Below are 15,675 nucleotides of genomic sequence, written 5' to 3' on the forward strand. Positions count from 1 at the left end.
ATTTCAGGTCTCCCGCTTTACCACACGTTTGGTTATGGTTTTTATGTCTTCAAAAGCTTCACCTTTTAATAGCCATGAAATACCAAACGGAATAATGGCAGTGGTTTCAAAAACATAAACGTAGTGGTTTTTTAACGGAATGGGAATATTGGTGAACTTTTCAAGAACCACAAATATAATAATCAACCCTACTGAGATAAAAACCATATTTCCGCACCACTTGTAAATGATATTGTTGGGGTCGTGTTCGTCTCGGGTAAACTTAAACCGAGACATCCAACCCATGCAAAGAATAAACACACCCGCAGCAATAAAATGAATACCATTTAAAGTTGTTGATTGGTGCCCAAAGAGTGGGAGTGGAATTTGATTGGCATTTGAACAAAGAAAATCGATGGTGGTGCTGGCGCTGTTGGTGCACGAGGTGGGGATAAAGACAATCAACAATGCCGCGAAACCACCAATGTTGGTCAATACATCATCACTTATTTTTTCAGAAGATTTATCTAGCACATACCCCCTGTATGAAATTAAAAACAGTCCAAATGTGGCGAGTATAATTATAAGGATTTGCGAGGTTAGCCTATCGTAATAATAATGACTTACCGAGGCTAAAAACTCCCCTTTGATAATCGGTAATACAATGGGCAACAACAACCCCAGCGTACCGATAAGTTTTCGGATTCTATAATCGGATGACAAAAGGGGTTTGTCTTGCATTGGCAGCTAAATTTAGCTACAATATAGCAAAACTATAATAAATGTAATGGCTAGGAAATTGGAGATGTTTTAATCCAGTAAAAATACGCTCAAACTTAAAGCGCCATGAGCTCCAATAACCAGAGATTGCTCAATATCAGCAGTTTTGGACGGACCTGAAATGAACACTCCAAAATCTGTAGGTTGTTGGTTTAATTTTTCATAGGCTTGATGCATGTAAGGTAAAACATCTGTCTTTGAAAGTACCAAAACCAAATGTTTAGTAATAAATGGAAGCACTCTAATCGGGAGGTTTTGGTCGTTGACCCAAACGGCACCATTTTCGGCCACAGCCAAATCACTGTTAAGAATTAATATATCGAGATCTTCCAAATCTCTCGGATCTTTAATAGTGTTCAAATCAACCGTATTAAAAGCATAAGTACCCTCTAAAGCAGAATAGTTTACTTTAGTATCAGGAAGCATGGCATTTATTTGTTTTACTACATCATTTGCTGAAATAGCGCGGTAAACATTGCCGCCAACTACTTCAACTTTTTTAGTGAATTCTTCAATTAGGTTTAAATTTTCATCAAATATGGCTGGGTCTATTTGTGGCAATGGTAAGGGTTCAGGTTTGTTGGCCTTTAACTTTGCTAATATTTCTGCTCTACTTCGCATGTTAACTGTTGTTTTTGTTTTTTTGTCTTTGGTTATACCACTCATCAAAACTTTGTTTAGGTCCCTTTGGCAAATCTCTTTCCTTGCCCCAAACGTTGGGTTTAGAATTGATTAACGATTGTGGCAAGTTTCTAAGCGACCACCGTGCTATTTTACCCACTTTTTCAAACTGATTGGGTTTGGTGAACACGCTTCCCATTATTTGCATCGATTTCTTTTTTACAAAGGGTTGTGGCGTTTCCTTGGTTATGATTTGGCGCCATTTGTACAATTGGGCATGTATGTCAATTTTTACCGGACAAACATCGCTACAAGAGCCACAAAGAGTAGAGGCAAACGGTAAAGTACTGTGCTTTTTTAAATCTTTCCCAGGCGATAAGATGGAGCCAATTGGCCCAGGAACTGTAGCATCATAACTGTGCCCACCGCTACGGCGGTAAATAGGGCAAGTGTTCATGCAGGCACCACAACGGATGCAGCGTAGAGAGGCCCTGAAATCTGGACGACTGAGTTGTTCCGAGCGCCCATTATCCACAATTACAATGTGCAATTTTTTACCTTCGGAAGGCTTTTTGAAGTGCGATGAATATGTCGTAATAGGCTGCCCTGTGGCAGAACGTCCCAACAAGCGCAGAAACACACCCAAATGCTCTAACTTTGGAATAATTTTTTCAACACCCATGCAGGCAATATGAACGGGAGCTAAATGAGCACCCATATCGGCATTTCCCTCATTGGTGCAAACTACAAACCCGCCCGTTTCGGCGATGGCGAAGTTAACACCGGTAATAGCCACATCGGCCTCAATAAATTTTTGCCGAAGATGTTTTCTGGCTTCACCTGTTAAATACTGTGGATTGCCGTCGCAGGGTTGAGTGCCTAAATGCTCCTGAAAAAGCTCGTCAACTTCGTGTTTGTTTTTGTGGATGGCCGGTAGCACTATATGGCTGGGTGGTTCTTTGGCTAATTGAACGATTCGCTCACCTAAATCAGTATCGATGACCTCTATGCCGTCGGCTTCCAAATGCGGATTTAAATGGCATTCTTCAGTTAACATTGATTTACTTTTTACCACCTTTTTGGCTTTGTTATTTTTTAATATCTTATGAACAATTTGATTGTGCTCTTCTGCATTGGCTGCCCAATGTACCTCAACACCATTTTTCTGTGCATTGGCTTCAAACTCTTCTAAATAGGTGTCTATATTAGAAAGCATGTGGGCTTTAATTCCTTTACCTAGGTTTCTTAGCTCTTCCCAATTTTTTACATTGTGAACAGATTTATCACGTTTATGGCGAACAAACCAAAGCGCTTTATCGTGCCAATCGACTTTCTTTTCGTCTTTGTTGAATATGCTCGCTAATTTTGGATGACTCATAATTTGGTTGTGTTTAAATTAAAGGTTGCTATTTAAAATCTCTGCAACGTGAAGAATTTTTAGCGGCTGCTTATTACGGTTCACTAAACCTTCCAAATGCATGAGGCATGAGGTATCGGTGGCCGTTATCACTTCAACGCCACTTTCCAAATGATCTTTTATTTTATCCTTGCCCATTTTTACCGAAACAGCTTCTTCGGCAACAGCAAAAGTTCCACCAAAGCCACAGCATTCATCTCCGCGTTGAACGGGCATCAATTCAACGCCTTTTACTTTTTTTAGCACTTCTTCTATGTAGGAATAATCAGAAGTAACGCGTTCGGAACATGAGCCCAACCGCAGCCCTCGTAAACCATGGCAACTTTTGTGAACACCCACTTTGTGGGGAAACGATGCGTCTAAATTCTTAATTTTTAAAATATTTAAAAGGAAGTCACACAATTCGTAAACATTATTTCTAACTCCGGTAACGGCATCAGTTTGAGGTATAATGTCGTAATGTTTTTTTACATGGTATGCACAGCTGCCAGAAGGGGTAACGATATAATCAAAATCCTTAAAATTATTCACAAAATGATAGTAAGTACCCACTGATTCTGATTCATAACCAGAATTTGCCATGGGTTGCCCACAGCAGGTTTGCCCTGATGGGTATACTACTTCTACATTCAGTTTTTCCAAAAGTTCGAGCGTAGCTTGCCCCACTTGCGGATATAATTGGTTAATATAACACGGAATGAATAAACCTACTTTCATTTCAATAATTTTTGTTTTTAAAAATGTGCGTTCTTGTTTAGCTTACAAATTACTTCTAAAAGATACTACTTTTTGTTTAGATGTACCTAAGCCTTCAATACCTAATTCTACAATATCACCGGCTTTTAAATAAACGGGAGGCTTCAAACCTAGCCCAACTCCAAAAGGTGTTCCAGTTGAAATGATATCACCGGGAAGCAAGGTCATAAACTGACTAATATGGCTGATGGATTGCTGTACGTTGAAAATAAAATCGGAAGTCGAACTGTTTTGCATCACTTCACCATTTAGTTTTAACCATAAATTAAGATTGTTTGGATCTTCAATTTCATCGGTAGTAGCGATAAAAGGTCCAATAGGAGCGAAGGTATCACAGCCTTTTCCTTTGCACCATTGCCCAGAACGCTCAATTTGATAAGCGCGTTCGCTTACATCGTTATGCAGAACGTAACCGGCAATGTGGTCGAAAACATCTTCTTCTTCCACATACGATGCTTTTTTACCAATTACAATAGCTAATTCTACTTCCCAATCGGTTTTTGTACTTCCTTTAGGAAGCATTATATCATCATTTGGTCCAACCATAGCCGTGGTCGATTTAAAAAATAGCACCGGTTCTTTTGGTACTTCCATTCCGGCTTCGGCCGCATGTTGTGCATAGTTCAGCCCAATGCAAACTATTTTTGACGGGCGTGTTAATGGCGCGCCCAACCGTACATTGTCATCAATTTCCGGGCAACTGTCTTGGTTTGTCACCAACCAAGTTTTTAGTTTTTCTATACCGTTATTTCCGAAGAAATCTTCGTTATAGTCTGAGCCAAATGCCGAAACATCTATTTTTGTTCCGTTGGCCAATTGTATTCCTGGTTTTTCTGCAGCTTCAGCACCAAATCGTATTAATTTCATAATTGATGTTGTGTTATTTTTTTCATTAATTTCCATTCAGGGTAACAAAACCACCATCAATGGCATAATTGGATCCTGTAATAAATCCTGCTTCGTCCGAACATAAAAACAGCGCCAAATTGGCTATTTCTTGGGGGCTTCCCATACGCCCAATAGGTTGCGTTTTTGAAAGTTTTTTGAATATTTCGTCCTCTTTTCCAGGGTAGTTTTTCTTTATGAACCCGTCAACAAACGGGGTGTGTACACGACCAGGAGCTATACAGTTACAGCGGATGCCATCTTTTATATAGTCTTTGGCAATGGAGTAGGTCATGGTCAATACCGCACCTTTGGTCATCGAATAAGCAAAGCGATCGCTTAAACCAACGGTTGACGCAATGGAAGCTAAATTCAAAACCACCCCGTTTTGTTGCTTTTTCATAAACGGAACAACTGCTTTTATGCAGTTATAAACGCCTTTAATGTTAACGTTATAAAGACGGTCTAAATCTACTTCATCACAGGCTTCTATGTTTCCCAAGTGAGGAATTCCGGCATTGTTTATTAAAATATCAATCGAGTCACCTGAGTCGTTTTCCGCTATTTTATTGATGACATTGAATACTTTTTGCTGATTGGCTACATCGCATTGATGGGCTTCGGCCTCGCCGCCAATTTTTTTAATTTTAGAAACCACAAATTGAGCAGCTTCCAAATCAAAATCCAAAATATGGACTTTTGCTCCATGAAGAGAAAAGGTAAGCGAAATGGCTTCGCCGATACCACTACCACCACCAGTAATAAGTGCCATTTTATTTTTTAAGCTGAATTTTGTCATCATCGTTTAGCTCTGAATTTATGTCGCTAGACATAGGCATACAAAATTACGTTGTAATCATGCAACAATCTTCTTAATATTTGATTCACTGTGATACTTTTTTTGCCTTGTTGTGTTTGTGGTATCATATTTGGCAATTATTGTTGCGGTAGATTAGACCTTTTACGTTTTTCGACATATTCTGAAGGGGTACAGTTCATGCTGAGTTTAAATTGCCTGTTGAAGTTTGAAACATTGTTGAAACCAGATTCGTAGCAAATGCTTGAAATATTGAATTTATTCTCTTGAAGCAGTTTACAGGCATAACCGATACGGATTTCGGTAACATATTTTGAAAAAGTCTTTCGGTTGACTCTTTTAAAGAAACGGCTAAAGGCCGAAGGATTCATATTGGCAATTTCGGCAGCTTTATCGAGCGAAATGTCTTGATTGAAATTTTTAAAGATATAGGCTTGAACATTGTCTTGGGCATCACTCTTTGAGGCTTGAAACGAATTGACAAATCCTTGGCTAGACAAGCGCATGGTACTTTTGTGTTTGGCCAATTTGTTCAATATATGTAGAAAAGCCATGGTTTTTTCAAAGCCTTCCAATTTCAGCATGTTATGAATTTCTGAAATTACGTTTTTATCAATATTCAAAAATTTTAGTCCAAAACGGGCACGTTCAAATAATTCCAAAATATGGATCATTTCTGGCTTTTCGAAAAACTTGGGGCCGAGATAATCTTTTTTAAAGTGTATGGCAATGGCTTTGGCCGTTTGTTTTGAATTTTGAAGGAAATAGTCTTCATCATTTTGCCACATATGCGGTAGGTTTTCACCAATTAGCACAACGTCCCCAATACCAAATTTTTCAACGTTATCGCCAATAAAACAAGTCCCCTCACTTTTTAAAACCACTACCAGCTCCAATTCTGGATGGTAATGCCATACTTTTAAAAAGTAAGGGTACTCGTTAACTTTAGTTGCGAACGAACTGTTGCCAAGGTTACTCCGATCTAAAAGGTGAAGTTTCATATTTAAAAATACACTTCATTTTATTTAGCCCAAATGTAGTTAATAATTAGTGTATTAGCAAAAATAGTACAAGGTATAAGGAGTAACATTTAATACACCTCTATCGTAGCTAAACGGAATAAGGTATGAACAACAGAGGGATAATTATAGTAACAAAAAAGCTTCCTCTATTAAAAAATTGGAAGCTTTTTTTGTAAAGTTAGAGCTTAACGCTAATGTTTTTTACTCTGAAATTGTTTGCTAAAAATCAAGAATAGTACACCACAGAGTATCCAAGCGGGCAGGGTTACGAACGACAGGAACACATCGAACTGAATGGATATGAAGTAAAATATGCCGAAGCTCACTGCCCATGCCCAAAACACCGATTTGTTGAACTTAATATTGGCTTCTTCGGCGTAGTTTTTAACGATGCCGACCTTCTTGTGGAAGAAATGTTCGAACACGATAATAGCGCCAACTGGCGATAGGATAAAGCCGTACAGAGCCACGAAGCCAAGGAGTTTCATTGCAAAGGCCGGAAACAAACCTGCAATGGTAGCGATTGAGCCCGCCAGTATGGTCACTTTTGCTGTTGACAGCTTGGGCAGAATGGCCTGAAAGGCCAGGCCGGCCCTATAAATGGTAGGATTGGCTGTTGTCCATCCAGCAAGCACTACAGCTATAATCCCAAAAACACCGATGGCATTATTGGCCAGAGGCCCGGGGGCAACCGGAGGGGCTTCCCCGTTGGTCAAAAAGGCCTGGGCCTCTGGGGTCTTTAAATAAACGGCATACAATAAGCAAGCAGCGATCCAGGCCATGTAGTGCCCAACGTACATACCGGCGGCCGTTGTCCATCCGGAACTGGCCTTTTTTGCAAACCTGAAAACCGAAAGGTCGGACATGCCAATATGCATTGCACTATTGGCGAACCACGACCATATCAGAACATGCCAAAAGGTATATTTTATTTGGCCGGGGAAAGGCTCTTTTCCCTCGCCCCAAATATCCCAAAAATCAGAAAAGCTGGAAACGCCCAATTGGTTTAGTGCAACAACGCCACATGCAATAAAAGCCAATACAATGACGGGCGACATCCAATTTGCGGCTTTTGAAACCGTATCGTAACCTCTGGCAGCAATGATGGAAATTACGGCACCAATCAAAATTACGATAATGATCCAAGTTAGGCCATTGGGCAGGGTGTCGTCAAGTTTTGGCATGGGCATATCGAACGGAATACCAACTGCCGTGGCAGAAACCGTGATCATGGATCCTGCTAAAAAACAAAAGAGGACACCGTTGGCCAGATTGTAAGCGGTGACCAAGTTTTTCCCACTTATTTTTTCCAATTGAAAATAGAGCGTCAGCCTGTTTTTAACGGCAATTTCGGCCGTAAGGAAGCGCCAAGACAAAACGGCCAACAAATTCCCGAGCAACAGGCCCACCAACAGATCGAAAGCACTAACACCGGCGGTTAAAAATAACGGCCCAATCATAAATTCGGTTCCTGCCGCATGCTCTCCGGCATACATGCCCAAGAAGCTCTTCCAGCTTTTTAGGTTGGATTTGGGAACAGGGGTGCGTTCAAACTCGCCTCCTGCAATGTCTTCAATAATTTCTTCTTCTATGTGTGATAATGCCATATGTTGTATTTTGTTTGGTTAGTACTGGTTTATTTTGCCCATTAGGTTAAAAATTTCTTTCTCAGTTCTTCAACTTGTTCATCGTTTATGGGAACCATTTCACCAAGTGAAGCGCCCATAACAATCGATTTTGCACTAAATTCGGCCACTTCAAGGTAATCAAAAGTCTGTAGTAATTTATCGCCAGTTATAATTACGGAATCGTTTTCAATAATTAAGGCCGTGGTGCAGTTTTCAACAATTTCGGAGTTGTTGTTGAACTTAAAATGTGTGCCATATTTTACCGATGGGATATCTTGCAGGAAAATCCAGCTCTCTGGTATGGTTCGCACATTCAAATATGATTTTGTTATCCCGAAGGCCATCAAGTACGGAGATTGTGTCATGATAATGGAATTTACGTTTGGGTTGTTCTTATAGATTTCTTCATGAATCCAAGTGGCCCTACTGGGGATTTTCGCTTTTTCCCTTTTGCCGCCCTTTATCTGTACAATATCCTCCAAGCTCATATCCCAACGGCTTACATCGGTAGGGGTGATTAAAAAATCGTTATCTTTATATCGCATAGAAACCGTGCCGTACGAGCTGATCATTAAGCCCTGTTCGCAGGAACGTTTAACGATATTGCAAATCTGCAAACGCTTTTCAACCTCGTCGGGAAAATGTTCAGTGGTTTCCATTTCGGGAAGCATATGTGCCGCCTGTTTCTCGAAGCTGTTGATGTCTTCGTCGGTTAAATAGTTTGGGGTGCCAATTTGCGAACCGTACAAAATAGTTCGGGCACAAAACTCCAACATTTCAAAGCGTTCAAAAGCATCGGTTAAATCACTTCCGCCCAATACCGTACCATGGTTTTCCATGATAACAGCTTTATATCCTTTTTTAAACTCATCGGCTATTACTTCGCCTAATTTATCACTGCCGGGCAATTCGTATTTGGCATATCCAATTGGGCCACAAATATGTTTGGCTTGCGAAATAATATTGGTATTAGGTATGTTTCGAACAATACTGAAAGATACCAAAGCAGGAGGGTGGGCATGGATAACCGATTTTATGTCTGGCCTGGCCTCGTATATAGCTTTATGGAATGGAAACTCTGAGGATGGTTTATGTTTGCCAACAATGCTGCCATCTTTTTTTACGCAGATAATATCAGAGGCTCTAAGTGACCCTTTATCAATGGCCGATGGGGTTACCCAAATATCGCCATTATCGTCAATTATTGAAATATTGCCACCCGATGTAGTGGTCATTCCACGTTTGTAAATTCTACTAATAATTCTAGTAATCTGGTCTCTGGGATGTTCTAATTTGAGGTTTTTCGACATTTTTACAGGTTTTATGACATGTTACATTCTCACCAGTGCTACTATTGAATTGTTGTTCTGTTTACTTTCAAAAACAAATGGTTTCCAGTTTTTATTTGGTTATGAACGGAACGTGTTTTTTCAATGAATAATTTTTTTTGAGAAATTTTGAATTCAATTTTTTATCTGAAATTGAAATGGCAGCGCCCAAAGCCGAGCCCAATGATGAGTCGGTGGTTCGCAATTTCATATTTCTGAAATAGTGCGACAGCAGTTTAACAAAAAGGTCGTTGTCGCTAAAGCCGCCATCAACATAAAGTCTTTTTATCTCCGCACCTCTAACTACGTCGCGAATACTTTTTACCTGTAACAGTACAAGTTCGGTCATTAATTGATGGTAGGCATGTTCAAATTTGTCGTAGGTGATTTCGGTTTTGTCCGGCATGTTTTCATCCTTTATGCTTTCCCATTTAAACATGTGCTTAAAGTCGTGCATGATTTCAGAATAGAGGTCGTAATCAAACTTTACGTGGCGGTGGTAATCCTCATCAACCCCGAATTGCCCGCTCAATTTGGCGACCTGGATTTTATATTCGTTGCCCAGAAACACACGTGTTGCCTTTACGGGTTTCCCGTTGATCCGCATATAATTTATGGAATCTTCAGCATCGGTATCTTCAACTATGGCGTGCTCCGCAAACGGGTTTAGCGTAATGCTCCAAGTTCCGGTTGAAACCAATACGAATTTTTTCTTTACGCTGCGCACATAAGGCAACAGGGCAGAAGAACTATCGTGAATGCCCACACCTATTTTGATGCGTTTTCCGTTGTAGTTCATGTTGATGCTGGTTTCGGTAGAAACGATGGGAGGCAAAATTTTATGCAATTCCTCTTTGTATACCCAACTGTGATAATCTTTTATGGTATAGTCCCAAAGTGCGGTATGGCAGCCAATGCTGGTGTATTCGCTCAATGGAATGCCCGTAAAAATATAGCTGAGATATTGCGGGAGGTGCAACGAGTATTTTATCTTTTTGAATATTTCAGGCTTGGTGTACTTGATCCAGTACAACTGCAGACCGGAATTTAAAAGGCTTAAATCGAAACAGCCGGTGGTTTTCAGAAATTCTTCTTTCGGCCCATATTTTTCAACAAAGGAATCTATCACGCTTTGGTCAATGTCCTTGGTGTAATTGTAAAGCGGTGTGAGTACCTCGCCGTTTTCGTCGAGGTGGACAAAACTGGCGCCGTAAGTTGAAAAGTTAATGGCCGTTACGTTAAACTGCTTGGCATTGAGGATGTTTTCGAAAACGCCTTTTAGCCAATTTTGCAATGCGCTTAAATTTTCGGTTGGGTGGCCATCTTCATCAACTATTTCATCGAATTTGGAATATTCTTTATAGACTTCTTTGTAGTCTTTATCAAAAAGGAAGAATTTTTTATTGGTTTTTCCTATGTCAAATACCGCCGTTACGTTTATCATTTCGTCAATTTAGTTTTGAAATAACTTTTTGGTGGGTTAATGTTGGTTTAGTATTGGGGTTTAAAAATGCCCTAATAAATGGGCATTTAAATTTATTATAATCCAGTGGCCACGGTGTGTTTGCCTCTTTCATCTATAAGCTGGTTTCTTACATCCAAGGAGCGGTAAGCGTTTATAGGGCTTAGCGCACCGCCAGCTTTTAGTCTAGCTTCTGCCAACAGCGGACGAACATCGGTTCTGTAGGCATCCTGGAGGATCTCTTGGCATTTTACCACATCGTTGTTTAATTGTGCGGCCTTCAGCTCCGCTTGGTCAATCAACAAAGCTTTGGCGTAAGCCTCTTGAATGGCCTCCAAAGATTGTATCAAATCTTCCAAAGGATCTTTTACGTTATGGCTGGCATCAATCATCCAAGCCAAATCTGGATTGTTCGGATTGTTTTGCATACCATAAACCAATTCGTTAAAGATTAGGAATAGGGCATAGGGCTTGATGCTTCCCACGGTTAGATCGTCATCGCCATATTTGCTGTCGTTAAAGTGGAAACCTCCCAATTTGGCTTTCGACATTAATATGGAAACGATCTGCTCGATATTGCTGTTTGGCAAATGGTGGCCCAAATCCACCAACGAATAGGCTTTTTCGCCACAAGCATTGGCCAACATAAACGAGGTGCCCCAATCTTGGATTACCGTGCTGTAGAAGTTTGGCTCGTAAGGTTTGTACTCAATGAGCATGCTCCAATCGTTGGGTAAGCCTTTGTAGATTTCCTTTAAGCTGTTCTCCGTATTTTGAAGCGCTGTTTGGAAGTTGTTCTGGCCAGGGAAACAAGACCCATCGGCCAACCAAACGGTCAAACTTTTTGAACCCAATTTATCACCGATGTTGATCACATCCAGGTTATGCTGAATAGCCTGTTGCCTTACCGCTTCGCTGGTGTTGCTCAACGAACCGTACTTGTAAGTTTCCTTGGCATCCTTTTGGTCTTGGAACGTGTTGGAGTTTACCGCATCAAACTTAATATCCAAGCCGTTGGCGATTTCTTTAATGGCAGCATAATCCTGTGGAATGTCCCAAGGAATATGGAGCGAAACCGCGCCTGCCGTTTGCGTAAGGGCGTGCAATATGCCCACGTCCTGTATTTTTTGTTCTAAGCTTGAAGGCTCTCCATAGAATGAAAAACGCCCAAATCTGGTACCTCCAGCACCCAATGCCCAACTCGGTATAGCTACTTGGAAGTCTTTTAGTTTATTGATGATACCTTGTACGTCGGCACCTTTTTTTGATAAGTTGTTCGATAAAAAATCGAATTGTTCTTGGTGCGATTGAAGGCTTTTTTTATTCGAATCTTGAATATGGTTCTGTTCTATTTTCATGGATTAAAATTTAAAAAAAAACTCCCATATATATTTGATATGCTATGGAAGTTTTTCAACTAAAACTAACTCTAATAACTATCTTACGAAGGCATTTGCCATTCCGCCGTCCACATTAATGATGTTTCCGGTGCTTTTATCTAAAATACCTACCAATGAAAACACGCCGTTGGCAATATCTTCTGGGTATATAATCTCGTTCAACAGGTTTCTTTTGGCGTAGTGTGCAGGAAGCTCCTCTACGGTAATACCGTAAGCTTTGGCGCGACCTTCGGCCCAAGCACCTTCCCAAATTTTACTGCCCACAATAACACCATCTGGGTTTACTACGTTTACACGGATTTTATCTTTTGCCAATTCGGCGGCCAATAAACGTGACATGTGCTGTTGTGCCGCTTTAGCCGTACCGTAGCCTACATTATTTGGTCCTGAAACCAATCCGTTTTTACTGGCGATACTGATGAAGTTTCCGCCAAGGTTTTGCTTGCGCATCACTTCAACGCCAGCTTTAGCCAATTCAAACTGGCCTTTAACCAAAACATCTTGTAACAAATCCCAATCTTTTTGGGAAGTTTCTTCAATTGGTTTAGAGATAGCCAAACCTGCACTATGTACAATAATATCTACCCCACCAAACTCAACACATGCTTTTTTGTATGCGTTAACGATAGAATCGTAATTGGTAACATCGCACACGGCATAAGCTGACACATCGCGCTTGTAAGTAGCGTGGGCTTCTTTTAGGCTGTTTTCATTAATATCAGTCAATACTACATTCGCACCTTCGGCAGCTAACTTATCGGCAATCGCTTTACCAATACCTCCACCAGCACCGGTAACCAATGCTATTTTACGGGATAATGGTTGCTCTTTTGGCATACGTTGCAATTTAGCTTCCTCTAATAACCAATATTCAATATCGAAAGCTTCCTGTCTTGGTAAAGATGTGTATTCAGTAATCGCTTCGGCACCACGCATTACGTTAATGGCATTGATGTAAAACTCGCTCGCCACACGCGTAGTTTGCTTGTTTTTTGCAAAACTGAACATACCTACTCCTGGATAAATAATAATTACCGGGTTAGGGTCGCGCATTGCTGGGCTGTTATCTCTTTTGCAAGTATTATAGTAATCGGCGTATTCTTGTCTGTACTGCTCGAATGCAGGCTCTAATTTTTTAAGCACGGCATCGGCATCCGATACATCTTCATTGGTATCTAAAGTTAATACCAAAGGCTGGATTTTTGTTCTCAAGAAGTGGTCTGGGCAAGACGTACCCATAGGGGCCAATCTTTCCAAATCATTACTGTTGATGTATTCCATCACCACATCGGTGTCGGAAAAATGACCGATCATTTGGTTTTCAGAAGAACACAATCCTCTTAATAACGGCATTAATTGGGCCGCTTTTTCCAAACGCTCTTCTTTTGGCAAACTTTGTACTTTTTGGCCACCAAAAACAGCACCTTGTTCCTTGATTTTGTTGTCGATATATTCAGAAGCTTTTTCAATCACTTCCAAACTGTTCATGTAGCACTCGTAAGACGTATCTCCCCAAGTAAATAATCCGTGGCTTCCTAAAACAATACCTCTAATTCCAGGGTTATCGTTTAAGCATTTCTCCAATTGAAGGCCTAAATCAAAACCAGGACGTTGCCAAGGCACCCACCCCATGGTATCGCCCCAAATTTCTTTGGTTACCTTTTCGCTGTCTTTAGCGGCAGCTACGGCAATAAGGGCATCGGGGTGCAAGTGGTCTATGTGTTTGAACGGTAACAAACCATGCAAAGGCGTATCGATAGAAGGCGCTTTACTGTCCAGATCGTATATACAGTGGTTGAACAAGCCAACCATGCGGTCTTCGTCTTCCAATCCGCCGTAAACATTTTTTAAATCACGCAATCTGTTAGTGTACAGGCCAGCGATACCGGAACGGGTTAACGTACCGATGTCTCCACCAGAACCTTTTACCCACATGACTTCAACCTCTTCATTGGTTAAAGGGTCTTTTTCAATGGTCTTACAGCTCGTGTTTCCACCGCCGTAATTCGTGATTCTTAAATCTGCTCCTAATATGTTAGAACGGTATAAGAATAAAGCGACTTGGTCGTCTCCTAGGCTTTCTGCTTTTTCATTATCCCAAAGATAATCTACGTATTTGAAGTTTTTTGTTACTGTGCTCATGTTGTTTTTAAAAAGTTATTCAACAAAAATATGCTAAGATTAGATTGATTCTATCCTGTACTGTACTGCAATTTTTTGATTTATATGATTTTTTTAGAAAAAAAATGTAGCAAAAAAACAAATTTAATGTCTAAACGTGTTTTTAGTGGCTTTTTTTAAATTATATAAAAAGTAGCGATAACCAAAAAAAACCTTTGGTAATGAGCGAAAGCATACCATAGCTTCCTCGATATATTAGCTATTGTTAATATTTTTAATAAAAAAAGCTTTTAACACTTAAACAAGTTAATTTTTTATCTTAAAGCGTTAATAGAAAACCTTTTTTCCTAAGATCTTACAAAAAAATAGAAGAACAAGTCAGAACTTATAAAAGTGTTTGGAAAGCTATTTATTGGTATTGATTAATAATTAAGTATGATAGAATCAAAAATCATCCGTCAAATTTTTGTGCTTTTGTTGATAGCACTAATTGGTGGTCTTATTTTTAAGGAAGTACTTCCTTATTTTTCGGGGGTGTTGGGAGCGGTTACCCTATATGTGCTGTTAAAAGATTTTATGCATAGGCTAACCAAAAAAGGCTGGCATCCTAATTTGGCAGCAGGCGTTTTAATGTTGTTGTCATTCATTGTTATTTTATTACCATTAAGTGGTGCGGTTTGGATGCTGGGCAATAAAATTAGTAAGGCCGTAACTAATTCAGAAAAGGTGGTTTCAGCCTTAAAACTGCAACTGGGCAATATTGAAAATCGCTACGGTTATGATCTTACTTCAGAAATTGATGCCAGTGCAGTTTCTGGCTGGGTATCGAAAAACCTTCAGGATTTGGCCGGTGGCACATTTGCCACATTTATAGCTATTACCATTATGTATTTTTTGCTATATTATATGTTGACCAACCGAAAAGAGCTTCGTGAATCCCTTTATGAATACATCCCAATAGGAGATGACAATTTAGAGATTATAGGAAAAAAAACACGAGAAATGGTTCGAGCCAATGCATTGGGAATACCTTTGGTAGCCATAGCACAAGGTGTGGTGGCACTAATAGGCTTCTTGATTTTTGGTATTGAAAACCCCTTTTTCTGGATGGTAATCGTAACTATTGGTGCCATGATTCCGTTTATTGGCAGTATGTTGGGGTCTGTTCCTGTGTTTTTGTTAACACTCTCAAATGGAGATACCTTTCAGGCTTGGGGTATTTTAATTTATGGTATCGTTATCGTTGGGTCGACCGATAACATCATCAGGCTATTTGTACTTAAAAAGCTTGACGATGTACACCCATTAATAACACTTTTTGGTGTTATCGTGGGAGTTCCTCTCTTTGGCTTTGTCGGTTTGATTTTCGGACCGTTGTTAATCAGTTTACTGTTAATTGTTATTAAGATTTATAAACGTGAATACGGCCAAGGTACGAAAGATAAATTATAGAATTAAG

13 protein-coding genes are annotated in these 15,675 nt (G+C 40.0%); 1 reads left to right on the forward strand and 12 read right to left on the reverse strand.

The window, feature by feature from the left end; translation table 11 throughout:
* Positions 1-3: 3 nt before the first annotated feature.
* The 12 genes from HC176_RS08215 to HC176_RS08270 form a co-directional block, all read right to left on the reverse strand.
* The gene (locus HC176_RS08215; RefSeq protein ID WP_167917712.1) at positions 4-720 is read right to left on the reverse strand and encodes a hypothetical protein; all 717 of its coding nucleotides are present in this window, start codon (positions 718-720) and stop codon (positions 4-6) included.
* A gap of 69 nt (positions 721-789) precedes the next feature.
* Positions 790-1,380: a LutC/YkgG family protein gene (locus HC176_RS08220; protein WP_167917713.1), complete on the reverse strand. Its 591-nt coding sequence runs from the start codon at positions 1,378-1,380 to the stop codon at positions 790-792.
* Between the two features lies 1 nt (position 1,381).
* Positions 1,382-2,758, reverse strand: a complete 1,377-nt coding sequence (locus HC176_RS08225) for a lactate utilization protein B (RefSeq protein ID WP_167917714.1) — start codon at positions 2,756-2,758, stop codon at positions 1,382-1,384.
* Between the two features lie 18 nt (positions 2,759-2,776).
* A complete protein-coding gene (locus tag HC176_RS08230; RefSeq protein WP_167917715.1) occupies positions 2,777-3,514 on the reverse strand; it encodes a (Fe-S)-binding protein in 738 nt (245 codons plus the stop codon).
* Between the two features lie 42 nt (positions 3,515-3,556).
* Entirely contained in the window at positions 3,557-4,420 is an 864-nt protein-coding gene (locus HC176_RS08235; RefSeq protein ID WP_167917716.1) for a fumarylacetoacetate hydrolase family protein, read from the reverse strand.
* A 25-nt stretch (positions 4,421-4,445) separates the two neighbouring features.
* Positions 4,446-5,237, reverse strand: a complete 792-nt coding sequence (locus HC176_RS08240; RefSeq protein WP_167917760.1) for an SDR family NAD(P)-dependent oxidoreductase — start codon at positions 5,235-5,237, stop codon at positions 4,446-4,448.
* 137 nt (positions 5,238-5,374) lie between these two features.
* A complete protein-coding gene (locus HC176_RS08245; protein WP_167917717.1) occupies positions 5,375-6,256 on the reverse strand; it encodes an AraC family transcriptional regulator in 882 nt (293 codons plus the stop codon).
* A gap of 212 nt (positions 6,257-6,468) precedes the next feature.
* Positions 6,469-7,884: a purine-cytosine permease family protein gene (locus HC176_RS08250; RefSeq protein ID WP_167917718.1), complete on the reverse strand. Its 1,416-nt coding sequence runs from the start codon at positions 7,882-7,884 to the stop codon at positions 6,469-6,471.
* 41 nt (positions 7,885-7,925) lie between these two features.
* The gene (locus HC176_RS08255; RefSeq protein ID WP_167917719.1) at positions 7,926-9,215 is read right to left on the reverse strand and encodes a class II aldolase/adducin family protein; all 1,290 of its coding nucleotides are present in this window, start codon (positions 9,213-9,215) and stop codon (positions 7,926-7,928) included.
* Positions 9,216-9,306: 91 nt separating this feature from the next.
* Complete coding sequence (locus HC176_RS08260) at positions 9,307-10,677, reverse strand: FGGY-family carbohydrate kinase (RefSeq protein ID WP_167917720.1); 1,371 nt, start codon at positions 10,675-10,677, stop codon at positions 9,307-9,309.
* Positions 10,678-10,772: 95 nt separating this feature from the next.
* Positions 10,773-12,053: a sugar isomerase gene (locus tag HC176_RS08265; RefSeq protein WP_167917721.1), complete on the reverse strand. Its 1,281-nt coding sequence runs from the start codon at positions 12,051-12,053 to the stop codon at positions 10,773-10,775.
* Positions 12,054-12,131: 78 nt separating this feature from the next.
* The gene (locus HC176_RS08270) at positions 12,132-14,237 is read right to left on the reverse strand and encodes a bifunctional aldolase/short-chain dehydrogenase (protein WP_167917722.1); all 2,106 of its coding nucleotides are present in this window, start codon (positions 14,235-14,237) and stop codon (positions 12,132-12,134) included.
* Between the two features lie 414 nt (positions 14,238-14,651).
* Between HC176_RS08270 and HC176_RS08275 the strand changes: the two genes are divergently transcribed.
* Complete coding sequence (locus tag HC176_RS08275) at positions 14,652-15,668, forward strand: AI-2E family transporter (protein ID WP_167917723.1); 1,017 nt, start codon at positions 14,652-14,654, stop codon at positions 15,666-15,668.
* The last annotated feature ends 7 nt before the right edge of the window (positions 15,669-15,675 follow it).

This window comes from Tamlana crocina (assembly GCF_012037625.1).